We start from the raw sequence: 16,908 nt of genomic DNA on the forward strand, positions 1-16,908 counted from the left end.
TGTTCTGTTTATCTTGTCAGGCGGTAATGGATTTCAAGGCGTGCAGCGCCAGAATGTAGCTCGCGGTGCCAAAACCACAGATCACGCCTTTTACCGCCGGTGCGATCATCGAATGATGGCGGAATTCCTCCCGCGCATGGACATTCGAGATATGAAGTTCGATCACCGGCACGGAGATCGCCTTGATGGCGTCGTGCAAGGCGATCGAGGTGTGAGTAAGGGCGCCGGCATTGATGGCGACGCCCACGGCCTTTTCGTTGGCCTCGTGCATCCAGTCGATCAGCACGCCTTCATGATTGCTCTGGCGAAAATCGACATCGAAGCCGAGTTCCCTGCCGGCTGCGATACAGTCCTTCTCGACGTCCTTCAGCGTCGCCGCGCCATAGATGCCCGGCTCGCGCTTGCCCAGCATATTGAGATTGGGGCCATTGAGGACGAAGATCGTCTTGCTCATCACTGATTTATTGTTCCATGCAGAAATTCAGGGGCCACCTATAGACCGGCGAGGCGGCAAGGGAAAGCCCCCGCCGCGCCGAAAGCCCGTGAGTCCACTGCGATGGAACAGCTATCTGTTTGGGTTTGCCCTGTCAGCAGGTCGCCTTGCCGCAGGCACGTACGTTCTCGACCTTCTGCTCGATCGTCTCGAGGCCGACGGCGCCGAACACGGCTTCGTCGCCGACCACGTAGGTCGGCGTGCCGGTGATGCCGATCGCGTTGGCGAGCCGGTAGGCGTCGCGCACCAGGTCGTCGTTCGGCTGGTCGGCCATGGACTTGCGGATCGCCGCCTCCTTGACGCCGAGCGCGCTGGCGACTGCAATGGCGGTCGCCTCCGAGGCGTGAGGTTTTCCGCCGAGCAGTTCGCGGTGGAACTCCGCATATTTCTCAGGCGCGACCAGACGCACGGCGTTGGCGACCCGGTGGGCGGCGACCGAGTCCGGACCGAGGATCGGGAATTCCTTCAGGATGAAGCGGACGTTCTTGTCCTTGGAAAGGATGTCGTCCATGTCGGAAAGCGCCCGCTTGCAGTAGCCGCAATTGTAATCGAAGAACTCGACGACCGTGACGTCGCCCTTCGGATTGCCGAGCGTGATGTCGCTCGGCGAGGAGAAGATCTCCTGCTTGTTGTCAGCGATGGCCTTGGTGGATTGATCGACACGCTGGGCCTGCTGCTTGGCTTCCAGCGCGTTCTGAACCTCGACCAGCACTTCCGGGTTCTGGATCAGGTATTCGCGGATGAACGCGCCCATTTCCTTTTTCTGCTGGTCGTCCAGGGCGACAGCCGGGGCGGCTGTGGAAAGTGCCAGGGCCAGCATCGAGCCGGCGGCCAATGTCTTGAAAACGGGCGTCTTGAACAGGCGGGTCATCCATATCCTCTTGGGTCGGGCGCACGAATCCCGCACACCATTGTTGCGATTTGTGCCCAAAGTAAGCCAGTCGGGCTTTGCAAAAAACCTCAAAATCATTTCCCCCCGGTTTCCGCCAGTTCACAACTGCGTATGACGCTTGGCCGGATGGCGAACCCGACGGGGAATGGAGTCTGATTTCAAGGGGCTGGCTGGGTTTTCGGATTCACTTCGGCAGGAGGTTGATGCAGTTTCTCAGCCTGAAACGCGGCGTAAAACAGAAACGGCCGCGTTTTGCGCGGCCGTTTCATCGGTTCTCGTCAGGCTCAGAAGAAGCCGCGGCGCTGCCACCAGCCGGCTTTTTTCGGCTTTGAAGGGTCATTTTCGGCCTCGGGAGCCGCCACCGGGTCGGAACTCTTCACCACAGCCTCGGCTGAGGACGAGATGTTGGACGCGCGGTTGGCTCGGGCCGGCTTCGCTTCGCCGGCATCTGCCTGCTCGGCTGCTGCTGCGGGTGCTTCCTCGACGGGAGTCTGTGCGACCGGAGCTGCCTCGGGAGCCTGCGGCTCTTCGCCGAGTGCTGCCTCGACCTGCTCGACGACGGTTTCCACCGGAGCCGGAGCGGCGACAGTCGCCTGAACTTCTTCCGCGGCCGGTGCGTCGGTCGCAGTCGCTGCCTTGCCACGACGCGAACGGCGCGGTTTGGCTTCCGACTTGCCGCCAGGTGCCGCTTCCGTCTCGGCGGGAGCCGGCACGGCCTCGGCTGCCACCTCTTCGGAGGCCTCCGCTACGGCTGCTGCCGGTGCTGCGGCGACATCTTCGCTGGATGCGTCTTCGTCGGCTGCGTCGCCGTCCTCCGAAGCGTTCAGCTCCTGTCCGTCCTCACCGTTGCGATTGCGACGACCGCCGCGCTTGCCGCGGCGACGGCGCTTGCGGCGGTTTTCTTCCGAGTCCGAATCGGCGGCAGTAGTTGCGTCGGATGCGTCGCCGGCTTCGGAAACGTCGTCCTCGCCTTCATCGCCGTCCTCGTCGCCGTCGGCCATGTCGTCGCTGCCGCCCTGGGCGCTCTGGGCGTCTGCGCCCTTTTCTCCGCCACGGTTGCGACGACGCCGACGGCGCTTGCGCTTGCGGCCGTTCGGGTCATCGCCCTGCTGCTGGGTGCGCTCGGCATTGGCCGCTGCCGGCTGCGCCGCTGCAACCGTCTCATCTTCTTCTTCCTCGTCGGCTTCGATGATGATGTCGTCATCATCCTCTTCGACGGGGATGGCCGCGAACTGCATCAGGCTTTCGATCTTGACCGGGTTTTCGACCGGCTCGCCGCGATCGATCGCGAAGTGGCTGGAGCCGATGCTGACATCCGATTCGATAAAGATCGAGACGCCGAAGCGGTTCTCGTAATCGACGATGCTGCTGCGCTTGTGATTGAGGAGATAGAGCGCGATCTCCGGCGTGGTGCGCACGGTGATGTCATGCGTGGTGTTCTTGAGCAGATATTCCTCGACGCCGCGCAGCACATGCAGGGCGACCGACGACTGCGAGCGGACATGCCCGGTGCCGCCGCAATGGGTGCAGATTTGCGTCGTCGATTCGAGAACCGAAGCGCGGATGCGCTGGCGCGACATTTCCAAGAGGCCGAAATGCGAGATGCGGCCGACCTGGATGCGGGCGCGGTCGTTCTTCAGGCAATCCTTCAGCTTCTTCTCGACGGCGCGGTTGTTGCGCTTCTCTTCCATGTCGATGAAGTCGATGACGATCAGGCCGGCAAGGTCGCGCAGGCGGAGCTGGCGGGCGACTTCCTCTGCCGCCTCCAGGTTGGTCTGGAGCGCCGTTTCCTCGATCGAGTGTTCGCGGGTCGAACGGCCGGAGTTGACGTCGATGGCGACGAGAGCTTCCGTCTGGTTCATGATCAGGTAGCCGCCGGACTTCAGCGTCACTTGCGGCTGCAGCATGCGGTCGAGCTGCGCCTCGATGCCCGAGCGGGCGAAGATCGGATGCAGGTCGCGATAGGGCTGAACCACCTTGGCATGGCTCGGCATCAGCATCTTCATGAAGTCTTTCGCTTCACGATAGCCTTCTTCGCCGGACACGATGATCTCGGAAATGTCCTTGTTGTAGAGGTCGCGGATCGAGCGTTTGATCAGCGAGCCTTCCTCGTAGACGAGGGTAGGGGCGGTCGAGCTCAGCGTCAGGGTGCGGACGTTTTCCCAAAGGCGCATCAGGTATTCGAAGTCGCGCTTGACTTCGACGCGGGTGCGGTTCGCACCGGCGGTGCGCAGGATCACGCCCATGCCCTGCGGCACGTCGAGTTCGCGGGCGATTTCCTTCAGGCGCTTGCGGTCCTGCGGCTGGGTGATCTTGCGGGAAATGCCGCCGCCACGCGCCGTGTTCGGCATCAGCACCGAGTAACGGCCGGCAAGCGAAAGATAGGTGGTGAGAGCAGCGCCCTTGTTGCCGCGCTCTTCCTTGGCGACCTGCACGAGCAGGATCTGGCGGCGCTTGATGACTTCCTGGATGCGGTACTGCTTGCGCGGCTTGCGCACGACGCGGTCCGGAACTTCTTCCATGGCGTCTTCGGCGCCGACCGACTCGATCACTTCCTTCTCGCCGTGATCGTCATCGTCGTCGTCATCGAAATCGTCGTTGCGGCCGCCGCGGCGGGCGTCGACGTCTTCCGAAATCGAATCGGTCTCGACCATCGCGGCCATTTCGCCGGGCGTCGAGCTGTCGTCGTCATTGTTTTCGGAGGAAGGAACGCCTTCACCCTCGGACGCTCCGGCTTCAAGAGCCGCTGCTTCTTCTACCGGCTTCTTGCGGGCGCGGCTGCGGCGCGGCTTGGCTTTCGGCTTTTCAGCCGCTTCGGCGGCGACCGCCTCGGCCGGGCTCGCCTCGGTTGCTTCCGCGCCGGCTTCGCTTGCGGGCTCGGCGGCGGCTGCCGGGGTGGAGATGCCGATATCCGGCTGATCCTGGTTGGCAAGATCGACCACCGGATCAGCGGCTTCCGCCTCGGCGATCTTGCGCTGATCCTCGGCTTCCTGCTGCATCAGCGCCTGACGATCGGCAAGCGGGATCTGATAGTAATCGGGATGGATTTCGGCAAAGGCGAGGAAGCCGTGACGGTTCCCGCCGTAATCGACGAAGGCGGCCTGCAGTGAGGGTTCCACCCTCGTCACCTTCGCCAGATAGATATTGCCGCGTATCTGTTTCTTATGCTGCGATTCGAAATCGAACTCCTCGATCCGGTTACCGCGAACGACAACTACGCGCGTCTCCTCTTCGTGAGACGCGTCGATAAGCATTTTGTCTGCCATTGAAATTCTGCTCCTCGGCGCCGCCGGGAGAATGCAGAAAAGCCTGCCACGAGGACAGGCCCGTCATGCAATACGGTCGTTGCGCCGGATAAAAATGTTCCCGTCGGGCGCGGTTGTGACGGCAACCGGAAAGATGATGGGGAGCATTGCTCCCTCAGTCCCTCCAGGTTCTGCAAATTGTGCCGCGACATCAAAAACCAAACGAGAATGACGATACCATAGGCCCGCATGGGCCCGATGAATGTGCTCCGCATGAGCGGTGGGTGGCACGCCACCCGGTACTATTCCGGCCACCGCCGGATGGATCGAGTATCAGGAAAAGTGTAGCGACGGCGGATGACTGTCGGTCTTCGGCGCCAGGTCCTGAAGAGGCTGGCCAGCCTATCGGCAGACTATCCCGTCAACACTTTAACCCTCACCGGCGTTGTATGGTTTATCTGTCACAATAGCAAGGGAAAAGCCAAGTTTGCCATATTCTCGATGGAATTAGACCCCTTATGGATGGCAGGGAACGGGCGGATGATTCGCGTCTTTGGACATGCAGATGCCTTCTGAAACGGGCACTTTGACGCGGGTTGGCCGATAGGCGGCGGGGCTTTGAATGCGAGTGGCGTTTTGAGGGCGGATTTAAAGGCAAGCGCGGCGAGGGCCTGCGGCGGACGCCCGCAGCGTTTTTTTGCGCGAATCGCTTGCGCGGTTCTTCTTTTGGCAGCCTTCGTCTCGACACCTCCCTTGAGTTCCGCGCGCGCGACGCCGCAGCCGCCGCTTCTCGCCTTCAGCGCGCGGGTCGCCGGCGACGAGGCGCGCACCCGGATCGTCATAGAGTTCGAGAAAAAACCCGAATTCTCCGTCCATTACGTCGCCGCGCCGGAACGGGTGATCGTCGATCTGCCGGCAACCGCCTTCGGCTTCCCCGCCGAGGATCTGTCCGCGCGCGGTCTCTTCAAGGATATCCGCTACGGCACGATGGGTGAGTCGAGCGCCCGCATCGTGCTGACCGCCAAGAGGCCGGTGAAACTGTCGATCGCCGAGGTTCAATCCAACGATAACGGCAGCTACAGGCTGGTCCTGGATGCGGAAATGACGTCCAGGGACGTTTTTGCCGATCTGGTGAAGACCCAGAACTGGGCGACATCGACTGCGGCGGCTCCGGACGCGCTGGCGATGGCCGAGAAGGACAATGTCTTTACGGTTGCGGTCGATGCCGGGCATGGCGGGATCGATGCCGGCGCGACGGGGGCGGGCACCAAGACGCCGGAGAAGACCATCACGCTTGCGTTCGCCAGGACGCTTGCCGAACGATTGAACAAGGTCGAGGGTATCAAGGCCTTCCTGACCCGCGACGACGATACGTTCCTGTCGCTCTCCGAGCGCGTGACGCTTGCCCGCCAGGGCCACGCCGATCTCTTCGTATCCCTGCATGCCGACACGCTCGGCCAGAAGGACATTCGCGGCGCGACCGTCTATACCCTGTCCGACAAGGCCTCCGACCGCATGGCCGAAAACCTTGCCGCGCGCGAAAACCTGTCCGACGAGCTTGCGGGCTACACGCTCCAGAGCGGCCCGCCCGAGGTCGCCGATATCCTGCTCGACCTGACCCGGCGCGAGACCCAGGCGTTTTCGATCGCGCTCGCCACCAATGTCGTCCAGTCCTTCGAAGGGCAGATCGGGCTCATCAACAATCCCCACCGTTATGCGGGCTTCCAGGTTCTGCGCGCACCGGACATTCCGTCGGTGCTGCTCGAACTTGGCTTCCTGTCCAATGTCGAAGACGAAAAGCTGCTGCTGGATGAGTCGTGGCGCTCCAAGGTGATTGATCGCATGGTCGACGCGATCAGGCGCTATCGCGACCGCGCGGTGGCGAACGGCGGCTGATTCTGGCTGACGCGCGTGGCGCGGCTGCCACAGGCGCTGGCGAATATGGTGCAGGGGATGCCGGTTACCGGAAATTGCAGATAAGAGCCCTATTTTACTCACATTCGGGCGGTTACTCGGGGATTACCAGGCGCAAAGGACGAGGGGCAATTGATCCGCTTTCGCCTTGCGCTGGTGCAATCACCGTGCAAAACGCCTCTAACCATGCGATGGTGTGTTTTACGCGCCGAATGAAAGCTGAACGGTAGCTCCGATATGGTAAGATTGATTGGTTATCTCTTTGGTTTGGCCTGCGTCCTGTTTCTGGTCGTGGCTGCCGGCGTGGGTATCTACCTCACCGGTATGACCAAGGACCTGCCGAACTACGAGGTGCTTGCCTCCTACGAGCCGCCGGTCGCGACCCGCGTTCATGCCGGCAACGGTGCCCTGATGGCGGAGTATGCCCGCGAACGGCGCCTCTTCCTGCCCATTCAGGCGGTGCCGGATCGGGTCAAGGCGGCGTTCCTTTCTGCTGAAGACAAGAATTTCTACAGCCATCCCGGCATCGACATCACGGGTCTTGGGCGAGCCGTCCTCTCGAACCTCCAGAACCTCGGTTCCGGCCGTCGCCCGGAAGGCGCCTCGACGATCACCCAGCAGGTGGCGAAGAACTTCCTGCTCTCCGCCGACCAGACGATCGACCGCAAGGTCAAGGAAGCGATCCTCTCCTTCCGCATCGAGCAGACCTATTCGAAGGACAAGATCCTCGAACTCTACCTGAACGAGATCTTTTTCGGCCTGAACTCCTACGGCATCGCCGGCGCAGCGCTCACCTATTTCGACAAGTCGGTGACCGAGCTGACGACGGCCGAGGCCGCCTATCTTGCCGCCCTTCCCAAGGGACCGGCCAACTACCATCCTTTCCGTCGCGAAAAGGCGGCGCTCGAGCGTCGCAACTGGGTCATCGACCGCATGGCCGAGAACGGCTACATCACTCAGGCCGATGCCGAGGACGCCAAGAAGCAGCCGCTCGGCGTCAAGCAGCGCCGTACCGGCGCCCATGTCTTCGCATCGGATTATTTCTCCGAAGAAGTGCGTCGCCAGCTCATCGAGCGTTACGGCGACAAGGCGCTCTACGAGGGCGGCCTTTCGGTGCGCACCTCGCTCGATCCCGACCTTCAGGTCATCGCCCGCACCGCCCTGCAGAACGGTCTGGTGGAATATGACGAGCGCCGCGGTTTCCATGGGCCGATCGCACAGATCGCCATGATTGGCGACTGGGGGCCGGAACTCGCCAAGCAGAAATCGCTTTCGGACGTGCCGGAATGGAAGCTCGCGGTCGTCACCGAGGTCTCGGCGAAGTCCGCCACGATCGGCCTGCAGCCCTCGTCTGATGCGGCCGGCAAGGTCGATGCGGCTCGCGAGACCGGCACGATCAACGGCGACGACATGAAATGGGCCTATCGCGACTCGACCAACACCCGCAAGCCGGCGAAATCGCCGGACGGCGTGCTGAAGCCGGGCGACGTCGTTTACGTGGAGCCGATCAATCCGCAGGCCAGGACCTACAGGCTGCGCCAGCCGCCGAAGGTCCAGGGCGGTTTCGTCGCCATGGACCCGAACACGGGCCGCGTTCTTGCGATGGCGGGTGGCTTCTCTTATTCGCAATCCGAATTCAACCGCGCCACCCAGGCAATGCGCCAGCCAGGTTCGTCGTTCAAGCCGTTCGTCTATTCGGCCGCGCTCGACAACGGCTATACGCCGGCTTCGGTCATCCTGGACGCCCCGATCGAGATCGTCTCCGGCGGTCAGGTCTGGCGGCCGGAAAACTATGGCGGCGAGGCGGGCGGCCCATCGACGCTGCGCACCGGCATCGAGAAATCCCGCAACCAGATGACCGTGCGCCTGGCGCAGGACATGGGTATGGAACTGGTTGCCGAATATGCCGAACGTTTCGGCATCTACGACAAGATGCTGCCGGTTCTCGCCATGTCGCTCGGCTCCGGCGAGACCACCGTCATGCGCATGGTCTCGGCTTATGCGGTCATCGCCAACGGCGGCAAGCAGATCAAGCCGACCGTCATCGACCGCATCCAGGACCGTTACGGCAAGACCATCTTCCGTCATGAGGAACGCGCCTGCGACGGCTGCAACGCCAATGACTGGGCCAACCAGGAAGAACCGAGCATCGTCGACAATCGCGAGCAGGTTCTCGACCCGATGACCGCCTACCAGATCACCTCGATGATGCAGGGCGTCGTCCAGCGCGGCACCGCGGCTGGCAAGATCCCGGTCAAGGACCGTGATGTCGCCGGCAAGACCGGCACCACCAACGACGAAAAGGACGCCTGGTTCGTCGGCTTCACGCCGAACCTGGTCGCCGGTCTTTATGTCGGCTTCGACACGCCGGCACCCCTCGGCCGTGCCGGCACCGGCAGCGGCCTTGCAGCGCCTATTTTCGGCGAGTTCCTGGCCCAGGCCGCCAAGCTGACACCGGCTGAAAAATTCCATGTGCCGGACGGCATGCAGCTCGTCGCGGTCAACCGCAAGACCGGCATGGCGGCCATGGAAGGCGAGCCGGACACGATCGTCGAAGCCTTCAAGCCCGGCACCGGCCCGGCCGACGTCTTCCAGGTCATCGGCGACGGCGAATACATGACCCAGGACCAGATCTTCACCAACTCGCCCCAGGCCCAGCAGGCGGTCACCTCCGGCATGCCGGGACTGTTCTGATCCTGCCGGAAGCGAATGGCTTGGCGAGGTGCCCGGGCTTTACATCCGGGCTCGCTGCAACTATGTCCACGGCACCTAAAACCCCAACACCAAGAGCGAAGAACAAGCGCCATGCGTGCGGAAATCATCAATGTAGTCGACGAAATCAAGCAGGCCATAAGCCTGCTGAGGAGGCATCTTTGACTGGGATCAGGCGGTAAGACGACTGGACTGGTTGAACAACAAGGCGGAGGATCCGAACCTCTGGAACGATGCCGCCGAAGCGCAGAAACTGATGCGCGAGCGCCAGCAGCTCGATGACGGCATCAATGGCGTCAAGGCCATGGAGCAGCAGCTTAACGACAATATCGAGCTGATCGAACTCGGCGAGGAAGAGGGCGACGAAGCGATCGTCAAGGAAGCCGAGGAGGCGCTGAAGGCGCTGAAGGCGGAATCCGGCCGGCGCCAGGTCGAGGCCATGCTCTCGGGCGAGGCGGATGGCAACGACACCTATGTCGAAGTCCATTCCGGTGCCGGCGGCACGGAAAGCCAGGACTGGGCGAACATGTTGCTGCGCATGTATACCCGCTGGGCCGAGCGCCAGCGTTTCAAGGTCGAGCTTCTGGAAGTTCATGACGGCGAAGAAGCCGGCATCAAGTCCGCGACTATTCTCGTCAAGGGCCACAATGCCTATGGCTGGCTGAAGACCGAATCGGGCGTGCACCGCCTGGTCCGCATTTCTCCCTATGACAGCAACGCGCGCCGTCACACGTCCTTCTCGTCCATCTGGGTCTATCCGGTCATCGACGACTCGATCAACATCGAGATCAACGAGAGCGATTGCCGCATCGACACCTACCGGTCTTCGGGCGCCGGCGGCCAGCACGTCAACACCACCGACTCGGCGGTGCGCATCACCCACATTCCCTCGGGCATCGTGGTGCAGTGCCAGCAGGAACGTTCGCAGCACAAGAACCGCGCCAAGGCCTGGGACATGCTGCGTGCGCGGCTTTACGAGGCGGAATTGAAGAAGCGCGAGGACGCGGCCAACGCCGAGGCGGCTTCCAAGTCCGATATCGGCTGGGGTCACCAGATCCGCTCCTACGTCCTGCAGCCCTACCAGCTGGTCAAGGACCTGCGGACAGGCGTGACCAGCACGGCGCCGGACGACGTGCTGGACGGCGATATCAATCCGTTCATGGAAGCGGCCCTGGCGCACCGCATCAGCGGCAAGCCGGATGTGGACGTCGCCGACGTCGACTGAGGATTTTGAAGAAGCACGAACGAAAGCGGCCGGACTGCAAAGCCCGGCCGCTTCTTTTTGCCAGGTAAGGCGGGGACTATTCCGCCGCAGCCGCCATCGCACCGCGCTGGCTGCGCAGCACGACCAGCGACAGCAGGAAAACCACCACCGAGCACATCGCGATGACCGTGACCATCGGCAGCGAGGTGCCGTCCACGAACATGCCGCCGAGGCCGATCACGACCGCCGAGGTGACGAACTGGATCGTGCCCATCATCGCCGACGCCGTACCCGCGATCCGGCCGTGGTGTTCGAGCGCCAGCACCGCCGCCGTCGGAATGATCATGCCCAGGAACCCGTAGCCGCCGAACAGGAAGGCCGCCATGACGTCGAGACGATCGACGCCGAGCGAGGTGACCAGTGCCAGCAGCACCATCATCGTCGAATAGCCGAACACTGCGCCGCGGATCACTTTGCGGAGCCCGATCTTGCGGGAGAGCCAGCCGTTCAACTGCGACATGCCGATGAAGGCGACCGCATTGCACGAGAAGACGATGCTGTAGAAGGTCGGCGACAGGCCGTAGTGCTGGATCAGCACGAAGGACGAGTTGGCCACGTAGATCATGTAGCTCGACATGCCGAAGGACGCGATCAGCACCAGCCCGAGATAGTAGGGGTCCCGCAGCAGCGTGCCATAGGATTTGAGCGCGCCGGCGAGGCTGCTTTCACTGCGCGCAGCCGGCAGCCGGGTTTCTTCGAGGAAGAAAACGGCGACGACGGCGCCGACCGCACCCGCGCCGACCATCACCCAGAAGATCAGCCGCCAGTCGCCGAACACGGTGACGATGCTGCCGGCAAGCGGGGCGAGGATGGGCGAGACGCTGAACACCAGCATCAGCCGCGACATCAGCTGGGCCGCGGCCGGACCGGTATGCAGGTCGCGGACGATGGCGCGGGAGATGACGACGCCGGCGCAGGCGCCCATGCCCTGCAGGAACCGGAAGGCGATCAGCCACTCGATCGACGGCGACAATGCGCAGCCGACCGCCCCGATGGCATAAAGGGCGAGACCGACATAAAGCGGCTTCTTGCGGCCGAACATGTCGGAGAGCGGGCCGTAGACGATCTGCGAAACCGCCATGGCGGCGAAGAAGGAGATCAGGCTCGCCTGCACCTCATGGCTGTCGGCATTGAGGTTTGCGCTGATGGTCGGCAATGCCGGGAGATACATGTCGAGGGCGAAAAGCCCTATAGCCGAGAGCAGCCCGAGCGACAGGGCATGCGAAGGAGCTCTGCTTTGCATTTGGAAAAAACCTTTCCCGTCACCACATCTGCCGTGGTAACGGCAGGGCGAGGACGATTATGGGAGATGAATATGAGAGCCGGCCAGATACGGGAGGATGGGCCTAAACAATCATGTAAAAGATTTTGGACACAATTGTCCAATCCGTCAAGCCCCGCTATGGTGATGTCATGAAAAATTCGTCTGCCGAGCTTTCGCGCGATTACGACACCTGGCCCCCGGCGCAGAACAAGCGCCAGGCTATCCTCAACGCTGCAGCCGATGTTTTCGCCGAGCAGGGCTTTGGCGGCGCCAGCATCGATGCGATCGCCGCAAGGGCAGGGGTATCGCGCCAGACGATCTACAATCAGCTCGGCGACAAGGATAATCTTTTCAAGGTCGTGGTCGCTGAAATCACCGACCGCTCCAGCGCCGGTTTCTTCCGCGTCCTCGATACTTTCCCGGTGGCGCCCGAGGATATCGAGGCGGAACTGACGCATTTCTCGGCCCAGCTCCTGCGCAAGGCGATCTGCGACCCGAACGGCCGCTGGCTGCGCAAGGTGGTCGAGACCGAGGGCGCCCGGTTCCCCGAGCTTTTCGAAACCTGGAAGGAATACGGGCCGGGCAAGAAATATCCGGCAATTGCGGCCCGCCTGGCGCAGCTCGCCCATGGCGGTTATCTCGAAATCGACGATCCGGCGCTTGCCGCCCGCCAGTATATGGCACTTCTCGCGAGCGACCTGCGTTACGACCAGCAGCTTGGCCGCCAGACGCCGGAATCGGAGATCGACCAGATGGCGGCGAACGCCACCCGCACGTTTTTGCGCGCCTTCACCCCGAAGCGCTGAGCTTCACGCGAGGGCAGCAGGCTTCATGAGCGGTGAGCTGGCGCTGAGTCAGTTGTTGAACTGCTCGGCGAGAATCCGGTCGGACCAGGAATGGTTGGGGTCGGAAAGGATGCGCGCGGTGATTTCGGTCGATTGTGCTACCCGCACCTTCAGCACCGACTTCACCTCCGTATTGTCGGCAACCGCGTTGACCGGCCGCTTCTCCGCTTCGAGGATGTGGATATCGACACAGACATGGTTCGGCAGCAGCGCGCCGCGCCAGCGCCGCGGACGGAAGGCCGAGACCGGCGTCATGGCGAGCAGCGGCGCTTCCAGCGGCAGGATCGGCCCATGCGCCGAGAGATTGTAGGCTGTCGAACCGGCCGGCGTGGCGATCATCAGGCCGTCGCAGATCAGCTCCTCCAGCCGCACATGGCCGTCGATCTCGACCCTGAGCTTGGCCGCCTGATAGGATTGCCGGAAAAGATAGACCTCATTGATGGCGAGGGCGACCGACGTCGAGCCATCGTCGTTCACCGTCGTCATCTTGAGTGGATGAAATTCGTTCTCGATCGATTCGCCCACCCGCTCATGGAGGTTCTCGGCGCGATAGTCGTTCATCAGGAAGCCGACCGAACCGCAGTTCATGCCATAAACGCTTTTTCCCGTATTGATCGTTTCATGCAGCGTCTGCAGCATGAAGCCGTCGCCGCCAAGCGCGACGATCACGTCGGCCTCCGCGGTCGGCACGTTGCCGTAGAGCCGCACGAGGTCCTCCAGCGCGGATTGGGCTTCCGGGGCCGTCGAGGCGATGATGGAGAGCTTGTTCGTCTGGGACGACATGAACGGGCCTTTGAGGGTGCCGCCGCCCGACGGGGCCGCGCAAGGGACGCTGAAACCAGTTGAGCCAACACGAGCCTGTGACAGGAGCATGCCGGCGCGACGGCATTAAGTACAGGAAAAACAGGCTTTTGGACAAGCGCCTTGCGCCATCGCCGGTGAGTGAAACAACGCAACTCGAATGCATGGTGTGTGATGTTACGGCGATTTTCTCTTTACAGGAGGGGAAAATCTGGTAACTCCCCACTCGAAAGTGCCCTTGTAGCTCAGTTGGTAGAGCACCTGATTTGTAATCAGGGGGTCCCGGGTTCGAACCCTGGCGGGGGCACCATTTTTCATCCGAGCATTTGGTGTCAATTTCTCAGGTCGAGGTCTACGGCGGACTTCGCCGAGACCGCGGCAGCGCCGGATTCTGCCTCGCCATTGTCCACAACAGGTGAGGCCGCGGAGAATCCCGGAAACCTTATGCGACCGACCGGGTTAGAGCCTTCGTAGGGCATGTCTCAAAGTCCCACGAGAGGAAACCCAATGTTTGTAAAGATAGTCACCGTTGGCGCATTGTCGCTCGGTCTCGCCACTGCCGCAGTTGCCCAGTCGAGCTCGGGAACCGGATCAGGATCCGGCGCCGCTTCGGGCTCAGGGTCTGCGGGAGCCAGCGGATCCGTTTCGGGTTCGGGCGCCAGCGGCTCCGGTACGCTCAACGGCAATACCACTGGTCCGCTGAATGGAGCGGGGAGCGGTATGCTTGATTCCAATACGACCGGCAGTACGGTTGGCAATTCGGGCGGCTCCAAATGCCCGTCCAACAACCTGCCGCAGGGTTCCGGCTCCGCCACGACCAATGCGGATGGGACTCGGGCGACCGGGCAGGCACAGTACTGCTGACGGAGAATGCTGGGCGGCAAGTGGGAGGTCTGCTTCCGCGTGCCGCATGCCGCTTCAGTTCCTGAAAACGGTGCAGGGCACCGCCCGTGCCCTGATCCTGTTACACAAGTCGGTCGCCTCGGCTCTGGTGGCGCGGCCGATCCGCGCCGCATAGCGGGGGCGATAGCCGAAATTGCCCCGCTTCTGCCGCACGACCAGCGCCCGTTCCGAGTTGAGCGGCGCCGGCAGTCTGCCGATCGTGTTGGCAAACAGCTGGCTGGCGATATTCGGATTGTAGTGGGCGGAAAGCTGCACGCCCCATGGCGCCCAATCGGCCGAGGCGATCAGGACGGTCTCGTTGAGACGCCTCGTCGCTGCAAGCTGCACGCATCCGTCGTAGAAGTTTTTTTGGGGGGCGAGGGCCTGCGCCGCCGTCTTCGGCGGGTTGTCCCTCCATGTCTCCGCCGGGTGACCGGTAATCGCAAACACGTAGTCGCGCGTCTCGATCGGCAGCCGTCCGACCCTCAGGAATGTTTCCAGCCCGGCCTCACCGGCATTATAAGCCGCGGCAGCAAGGCCGAGATTGCCGAAACGGTCTCGCAGCTCCCTGAGATAGAGCGAGGACGCGGCCAGGGCTTCTATGACATCGAAGCTGTTTTGCAGGCCGCGGATCTTCGCGGTCGCCGGCATGAACTGGGCGATGCCTTCGGCGCCTTTCGGGCTCACCGCGTTCGGCCGGAATAGGCTTTCCCGCCAGATCAGGCGCGCGAAAAATTCCGGCGGCAGTCCGTTCGCAACTGCCAGCCGTTCCATGACGCGGCAGAGATCCTCGTTGTAGGTTTCGGGACGGATGCACAACCGGCCATTCCCGTCTGCGGTCGCACGCTCGTATAGGCATTTCGAAGCGGGGGCCTCGTCGGCAGCAACGATGCTCCCGCCAAAGGGCGGGACGGCCAAAGACAAGCAGAAACCTGTCTGCATGAGGCGGCGAAACATCATCGCCATGTAATATGCCTAATCAAGTCCCGGCTTGAAAGCCTTCGCGACAAGAACAGGCGGCCGGAATGCCTGTCGCCCGGATTGCTCCGGAAGAGATCGGCAGGACCGGCGAGCGCGGCGCAACCCCGGGGGCCGAGCCGGAAGTTGCCGCCGGCCCGGCGTTTTCCGGCCTACTTCAGTGCAGTTTTCCGACGCCGGAATAGGCAAAGCCGTGCGCTTCGACTTCCCGGGCGCGATAGACGTTGCGCAGATCAACGAGGACGGGGCTCTTCATGACGGACTTCAGCCGTTCGAGATCCAGTGCGCGAAATTCGTTCCACTCGGTGACCAGAACCGCGACATCCGCGCCCTCCGCTGCCTGGTAGGGACCGCTGGCGAATTCGATATCCATCATCTGCCTGGCGTTTTCCATGCCTTCCGGATCATAGCCGGAGACGATCGCGCCTGCATCCTGCAGCGTCTGGATGACGGCGATGGCGGGGCTGTCGCGCATGTCGTCGGTGTTCGGCTTGAAGGTCAACCCGAAGACGGCGACCTTCTTGCCGCGCACATCGCCGCCGGCCGCCGCGATCACCTTGCGGCCCATGGCGCGCTTGCGGGTGTCGTTGACGGCGATGGTGGTTTCGATCAGGCGGACCGGGCTGTCATAATCCTGGGCGGTCTTTGCGAGCGCCAGCGTGTCCTTCGGGAAGCAGGAACCGCCATAGCCGGGGCCGGCATGCAGGAATTTCGAGCCAATGCGCCCGTCGAGGCCGATACCGCGCGAAACGTCCTGGACGTCGGCGCCGACCCGCTCGCAGAGGTCGGCCATCTCGTTGATGAAGGTGATCTTCATGGCGAGGAAGGCGTTCGCGGCGTATTTGATCAGTTCCGAAGTGCGGCGGCTGGTGAAGAGCAGCGGCGACTGGTTGAGATAGAGCGGCCGGTAGACTTCGGTCATCACCCCGCGGGCGCGTTCGTCGGAAAGACCGACGACGATCCGGTCCGGGCGCTTGAAATCCTCGATCGCAGCGCCTTCGCGCAGGAATTCGGGGTTGGAGACGACGGCGAAATCCGCATCCGGATTGGTTTCGCGGATGATCCGCTCCACCTCGTCGCCGGTTCCGACAGGAACGGTCGACTTGGTGACGATGACGGTGAAGCCGGTCAGCGCTTCGGCGATCTCGCGTGCTGCGGCATGCACATAGCCGAGGTCGGCATGGCCGTCGCCACGGCGCGACGGCGTGCCGACCGCGATGAAGACGACATCGGCATCGGCCACGGCCGGGCCGAGATCGGTGGTGAAGGAAAGACGACGGGATCTGACGTTCGATTCGACCAGCGCCTCGAGGCCCGGCTCGAAGATCGGGATGACGCCCTTTTTCAGGGCCTCGATCTTTTCGGCCGCCTTGTCGACGCAGATCACGTCATGTCCGAAATCCGCAAAGCAGGCTCCCGACACGAGGCCGACATAACCCGATCCAACCATCACGATACGCATCAATAATCCTCATCCTTGTCCGGCAATCTCACGCGCAGCGGTTTCCTAAGCGCATCCGAAAGGGAATGCAACGCGTCGGCTTGGCTCTCCGCATCAGGCTTGGGCCAGGCGTTACTCCAGACGGTCGCCCTGACTGGGCAATGTTACCGGGCGATG

At 62.6% G+C, this 16,908-nt stretch carries 12 protein-coding genes and 1 tRNA gene; 6 read left to right on the top strand and 7 right to left on the bottom strand.

Features of this window, described 5'->3' with window-relative positions; translation table 11 throughout:
* Positions 1 to 16: 16 nt before the first annotated feature.
* The 3 genes from aroQ to ACSQ8R_RS05640 form a co-directional block, all read right to left on the bottom strand.
* Complete coding sequence (aroQ, locus tag ACSQ8R_RS05630; RefSeq protein ID WP_436252478.1) at positions 17 to 454, bottom strand: type II 3-dehydroquinate dehydratase; 438 nt, start codon at positions 452 to 454, stop codon at positions 17 to 19.
* 133 nt (positions 455 to 587) lie between these two features.
* Positions 588 to 1,364, bottom strand: coding sequence for a DsbA family protein (locus ACSQ8R_RS05635; protein WP_436252479.1), 777 nt, complete (start codon positions 1,362 to 1,364; stop codon positions 588 to 590).
* Positions 1,365 to 1,669: 305 nt separating this feature from the next.
* Positions 1,670 to 4,651: an Rne/Rng family ribonuclease gene (locus ACSQ8R_RS05640; RefSeq protein WP_436252480.1), complete on the bottom strand. Its 2,982-nt coding sequence runs from the start codon at positions 4,649 to 4,651 to the stop codon at positions 1,670 to 1,672.
* A gap of 684 nt (positions 4,652 to 5,335) precedes the next feature.
* Here ACSQ8R_RS05640 and ACSQ8R_RS05645 point away from each other — a divergent pair.
* From ACSQ8R_RS05645 to prfB, 3 genes are all read left to right on the top strand, one after another.
* Positions 5,336 to 6,526: an N-acetylmuramoyl-L-alanine amidase gene (locus ACSQ8R_RS05645; protein WP_436255384.1), complete on the top strand. Its 1,191-nt coding sequence runs from the start codon at positions 5,336 to 5,338 to the stop codon at positions 6,524 to 6,526.
* 255 nt (positions 6,527 to 6,781) lie between these two features.
* Positions 6,782 to 9,238, top strand: coding sequence for a penicillin-binding protein 1A (locus ACSQ8R_RS05650; RefSeq protein WP_436252481.1), 2,457 nt, complete (start codon positions 6,782 to 6,784; stop codon positions 9,236 to 9,238).
* Between the two features lie 111 nt (positions 9,239 to 9,349).
* A protein-coding gene (gene prfB, locus ACSQ8R_RS05655) for a peptide chain release factor 2 (RefSeq protein ID WP_436252482.1) occupies positions 9,350 to 10,481 on the top strand; the annotation gives its coding sequence in 2 pieces (ribosomal slippage) (positions 9,350 to 9,418 and positions 9,420 to 10,481; 1,131 coding nt in all).
* A 76-nt stretch (positions 10,482 to 10,557) separates the two neighbouring features.
* On the opposite strand, the gene ACSQ8R_RS05660 is transcribed toward prfB, so the two are convergent.
* A complete protein-coding gene (locus ACSQ8R_RS05660) occupies positions 10,558 to 11,763 on the bottom strand; it encodes a multidrug effflux MFS transporter (RefSeq protein ID WP_436252483.1) in 1,206 nt (401 codons plus the stop codon).
* Between the two features lie 170 nt (positions 11,764 to 11,933).
* Between ACSQ8R_RS05660 and ACSQ8R_RS05665 the strand changes: the two genes are divergently transcribed.
* Positions 11,934 to 12,590: a TetR/AcrR family transcriptional regulator gene (locus ACSQ8R_RS05665; protein WP_436252484.1), complete on the top strand. Its 657-nt coding sequence runs from the start codon at positions 11,934 to 11,936 to the stop codon at positions 12,588 to 12,590.
* Positions 12,591 to 12,638: 48 nt separating this feature from the next.
* On the opposite strand, the gene ACSQ8R_RS05670 is transcribed toward ACSQ8R_RS05665, so the two are convergent.
* Positions 12,639 to 13,412 (bottom strand): NAD kinase, encoded by a 774-nt coding sequence (locus tag ACSQ8R_RS05670; RefSeq protein WP_436252485.1) that lies wholly within the window; start codon positions 13,410 to 13,412, stop codon positions 12,639 to 12,641.
* Between the two features lie 252 nt (positions 13,413 to 13,664).
* Between ACSQ8R_RS05670 and ACSQ8R_RS05675 the strand changes: the two genes are divergently transcribed.
* Both ACSQ8R_RS05675 and ACSQ8R_RS05680 read left to right on the top strand, forming a co-directional pair.
* A tRNA-Thr gene (locus ACSQ8R_RS05675) sits at positions 13,665 to 13,740 on the top strand.
* A gap of 197 nt (positions 13,741 to 13,937) precedes the next feature.
* Positions 13,938 to 14,294, top strand: a complete 357-nt coding sequence (locus tag ACSQ8R_RS05680; RefSeq protein ID WP_436252486.1) for a hypothetical protein — start codon at positions 13,938 to 13,940, stop codon at positions 14,292 to 14,294.
* 54 nt (positions 14,295 to 14,348) lie between these two features.
* On the opposite strand, the gene ACSQ8R_RS05685 is transcribed toward ACSQ8R_RS05680, so the two are convergent.
* Both ACSQ8R_RS05685 and ACSQ8R_RS05690 read right to left on the bottom strand, forming a co-directional pair.
* On the bottom strand, positions 14,349 to 15,254 hold the full coding sequence (locus ACSQ8R_RS05685; protein ID WP_436255385.1) for a transglycosylase SLT domain-containing protein: 906 nt from the start codon (positions 15,252 to 15,254) through the stop codon (positions 14,349 to 14,351).
* 193 nt (positions 15,255 to 15,447) lie between these two features.
* A complete protein-coding gene (locus ACSQ8R_RS05690) occupies positions 15,448 to 16,752 on the bottom strand; it encodes a UDP-glucose dehydrogenase family protein (RefSeq protein ID WP_436252487.1) in 1,305 nt (434 codons plus the stop codon).
* Positions 16,753 to 16,908: the final 156 nt, after the last annotated feature.

The organism is Neorhizobium sp. LjRoot104, from assembly GCF_964253725.1.
GTDB lineage: Bacteria > Pseudomonadota > Alphaproteobacteria > Rhizobiales > Rhizobiaceae > Neorhizobium.

Excerpts from the sequence above, each read along its gene's own strand:
- aroQ (WP_436252478.1), bottom strand. The coding sequence starts at position 454 with ATGAGCAAGACGATCTTCGTCCTCAATGGCCCCAATCTCAATATGCTG.
- ACSQ8R_RS05635 (WP_436252479.1), bottom strand. The coding sequence starts at position 1,364 with ATGACCCGCCTGTTCAAGACGCCCGTTTTCAAGACATTGGCCGCCGGC.
- ACSQ8R_RS05640 (WP_436252480.1), bottom strand. The coding sequence starts at position 4,651 with ATGGCAGACAAAATGCTTATCGACGCGTCTCACGAAGAGGAGACGCGC.
- ACSQ8R_RS05650 (WP_436252481.1), top strand. The coding sequence starts at position 6,782 with ATGGTAAGATTGATTGGTTATCTCTTTGGTTTGGCCTGCGTCCTGTTT.
- ACSQ8R_RS05660 (WP_436252483.1), bottom strand. The coding sequence starts at position 11,763 with ATGCAAAGCAGAGCTCCTTCGCATGCCCTGTCGCTCGGGCTGCTCTCG.
- ACSQ8R_RS05665 (WP_436252484.1), top strand. The coding sequence starts at position 11,934 with ATGAAAAATTCGTCTGCCGAGCTTTCGCGCGATTACGACACCTGGCCC.
- ACSQ8R_RS05670 (WP_436252485.1), bottom strand. The coding sequence starts at position 13,412 with ATGTCGTCCCAGACGAACAAGCTCTCCATCATCGCCTCGACGGCCCCG.
- ACSQ8R_RS05680 (WP_436252486.1), top strand. The coding sequence starts at position 13,938 with ATGTTTGTAAAGATAGTCACCGTTGGCGCATTGTCGCTCGGTCTCGCC.
- ACSQ8R_RS05685 (WP_436255385.1), bottom strand. The coding sequence starts at position 15,254 with ATGCAGACAGGTTTCTGCTTGTCTTTGGCCGTCCCGCCCTTTGGCGGG.
- ACSQ8R_RS05690 (WP_436252487.1), bottom strand. The coding sequence starts at position 16,752 with ATGCGTATCGTGATGGTTGGATCGGGTTATGTCGGCCTCGTGTCGGGA.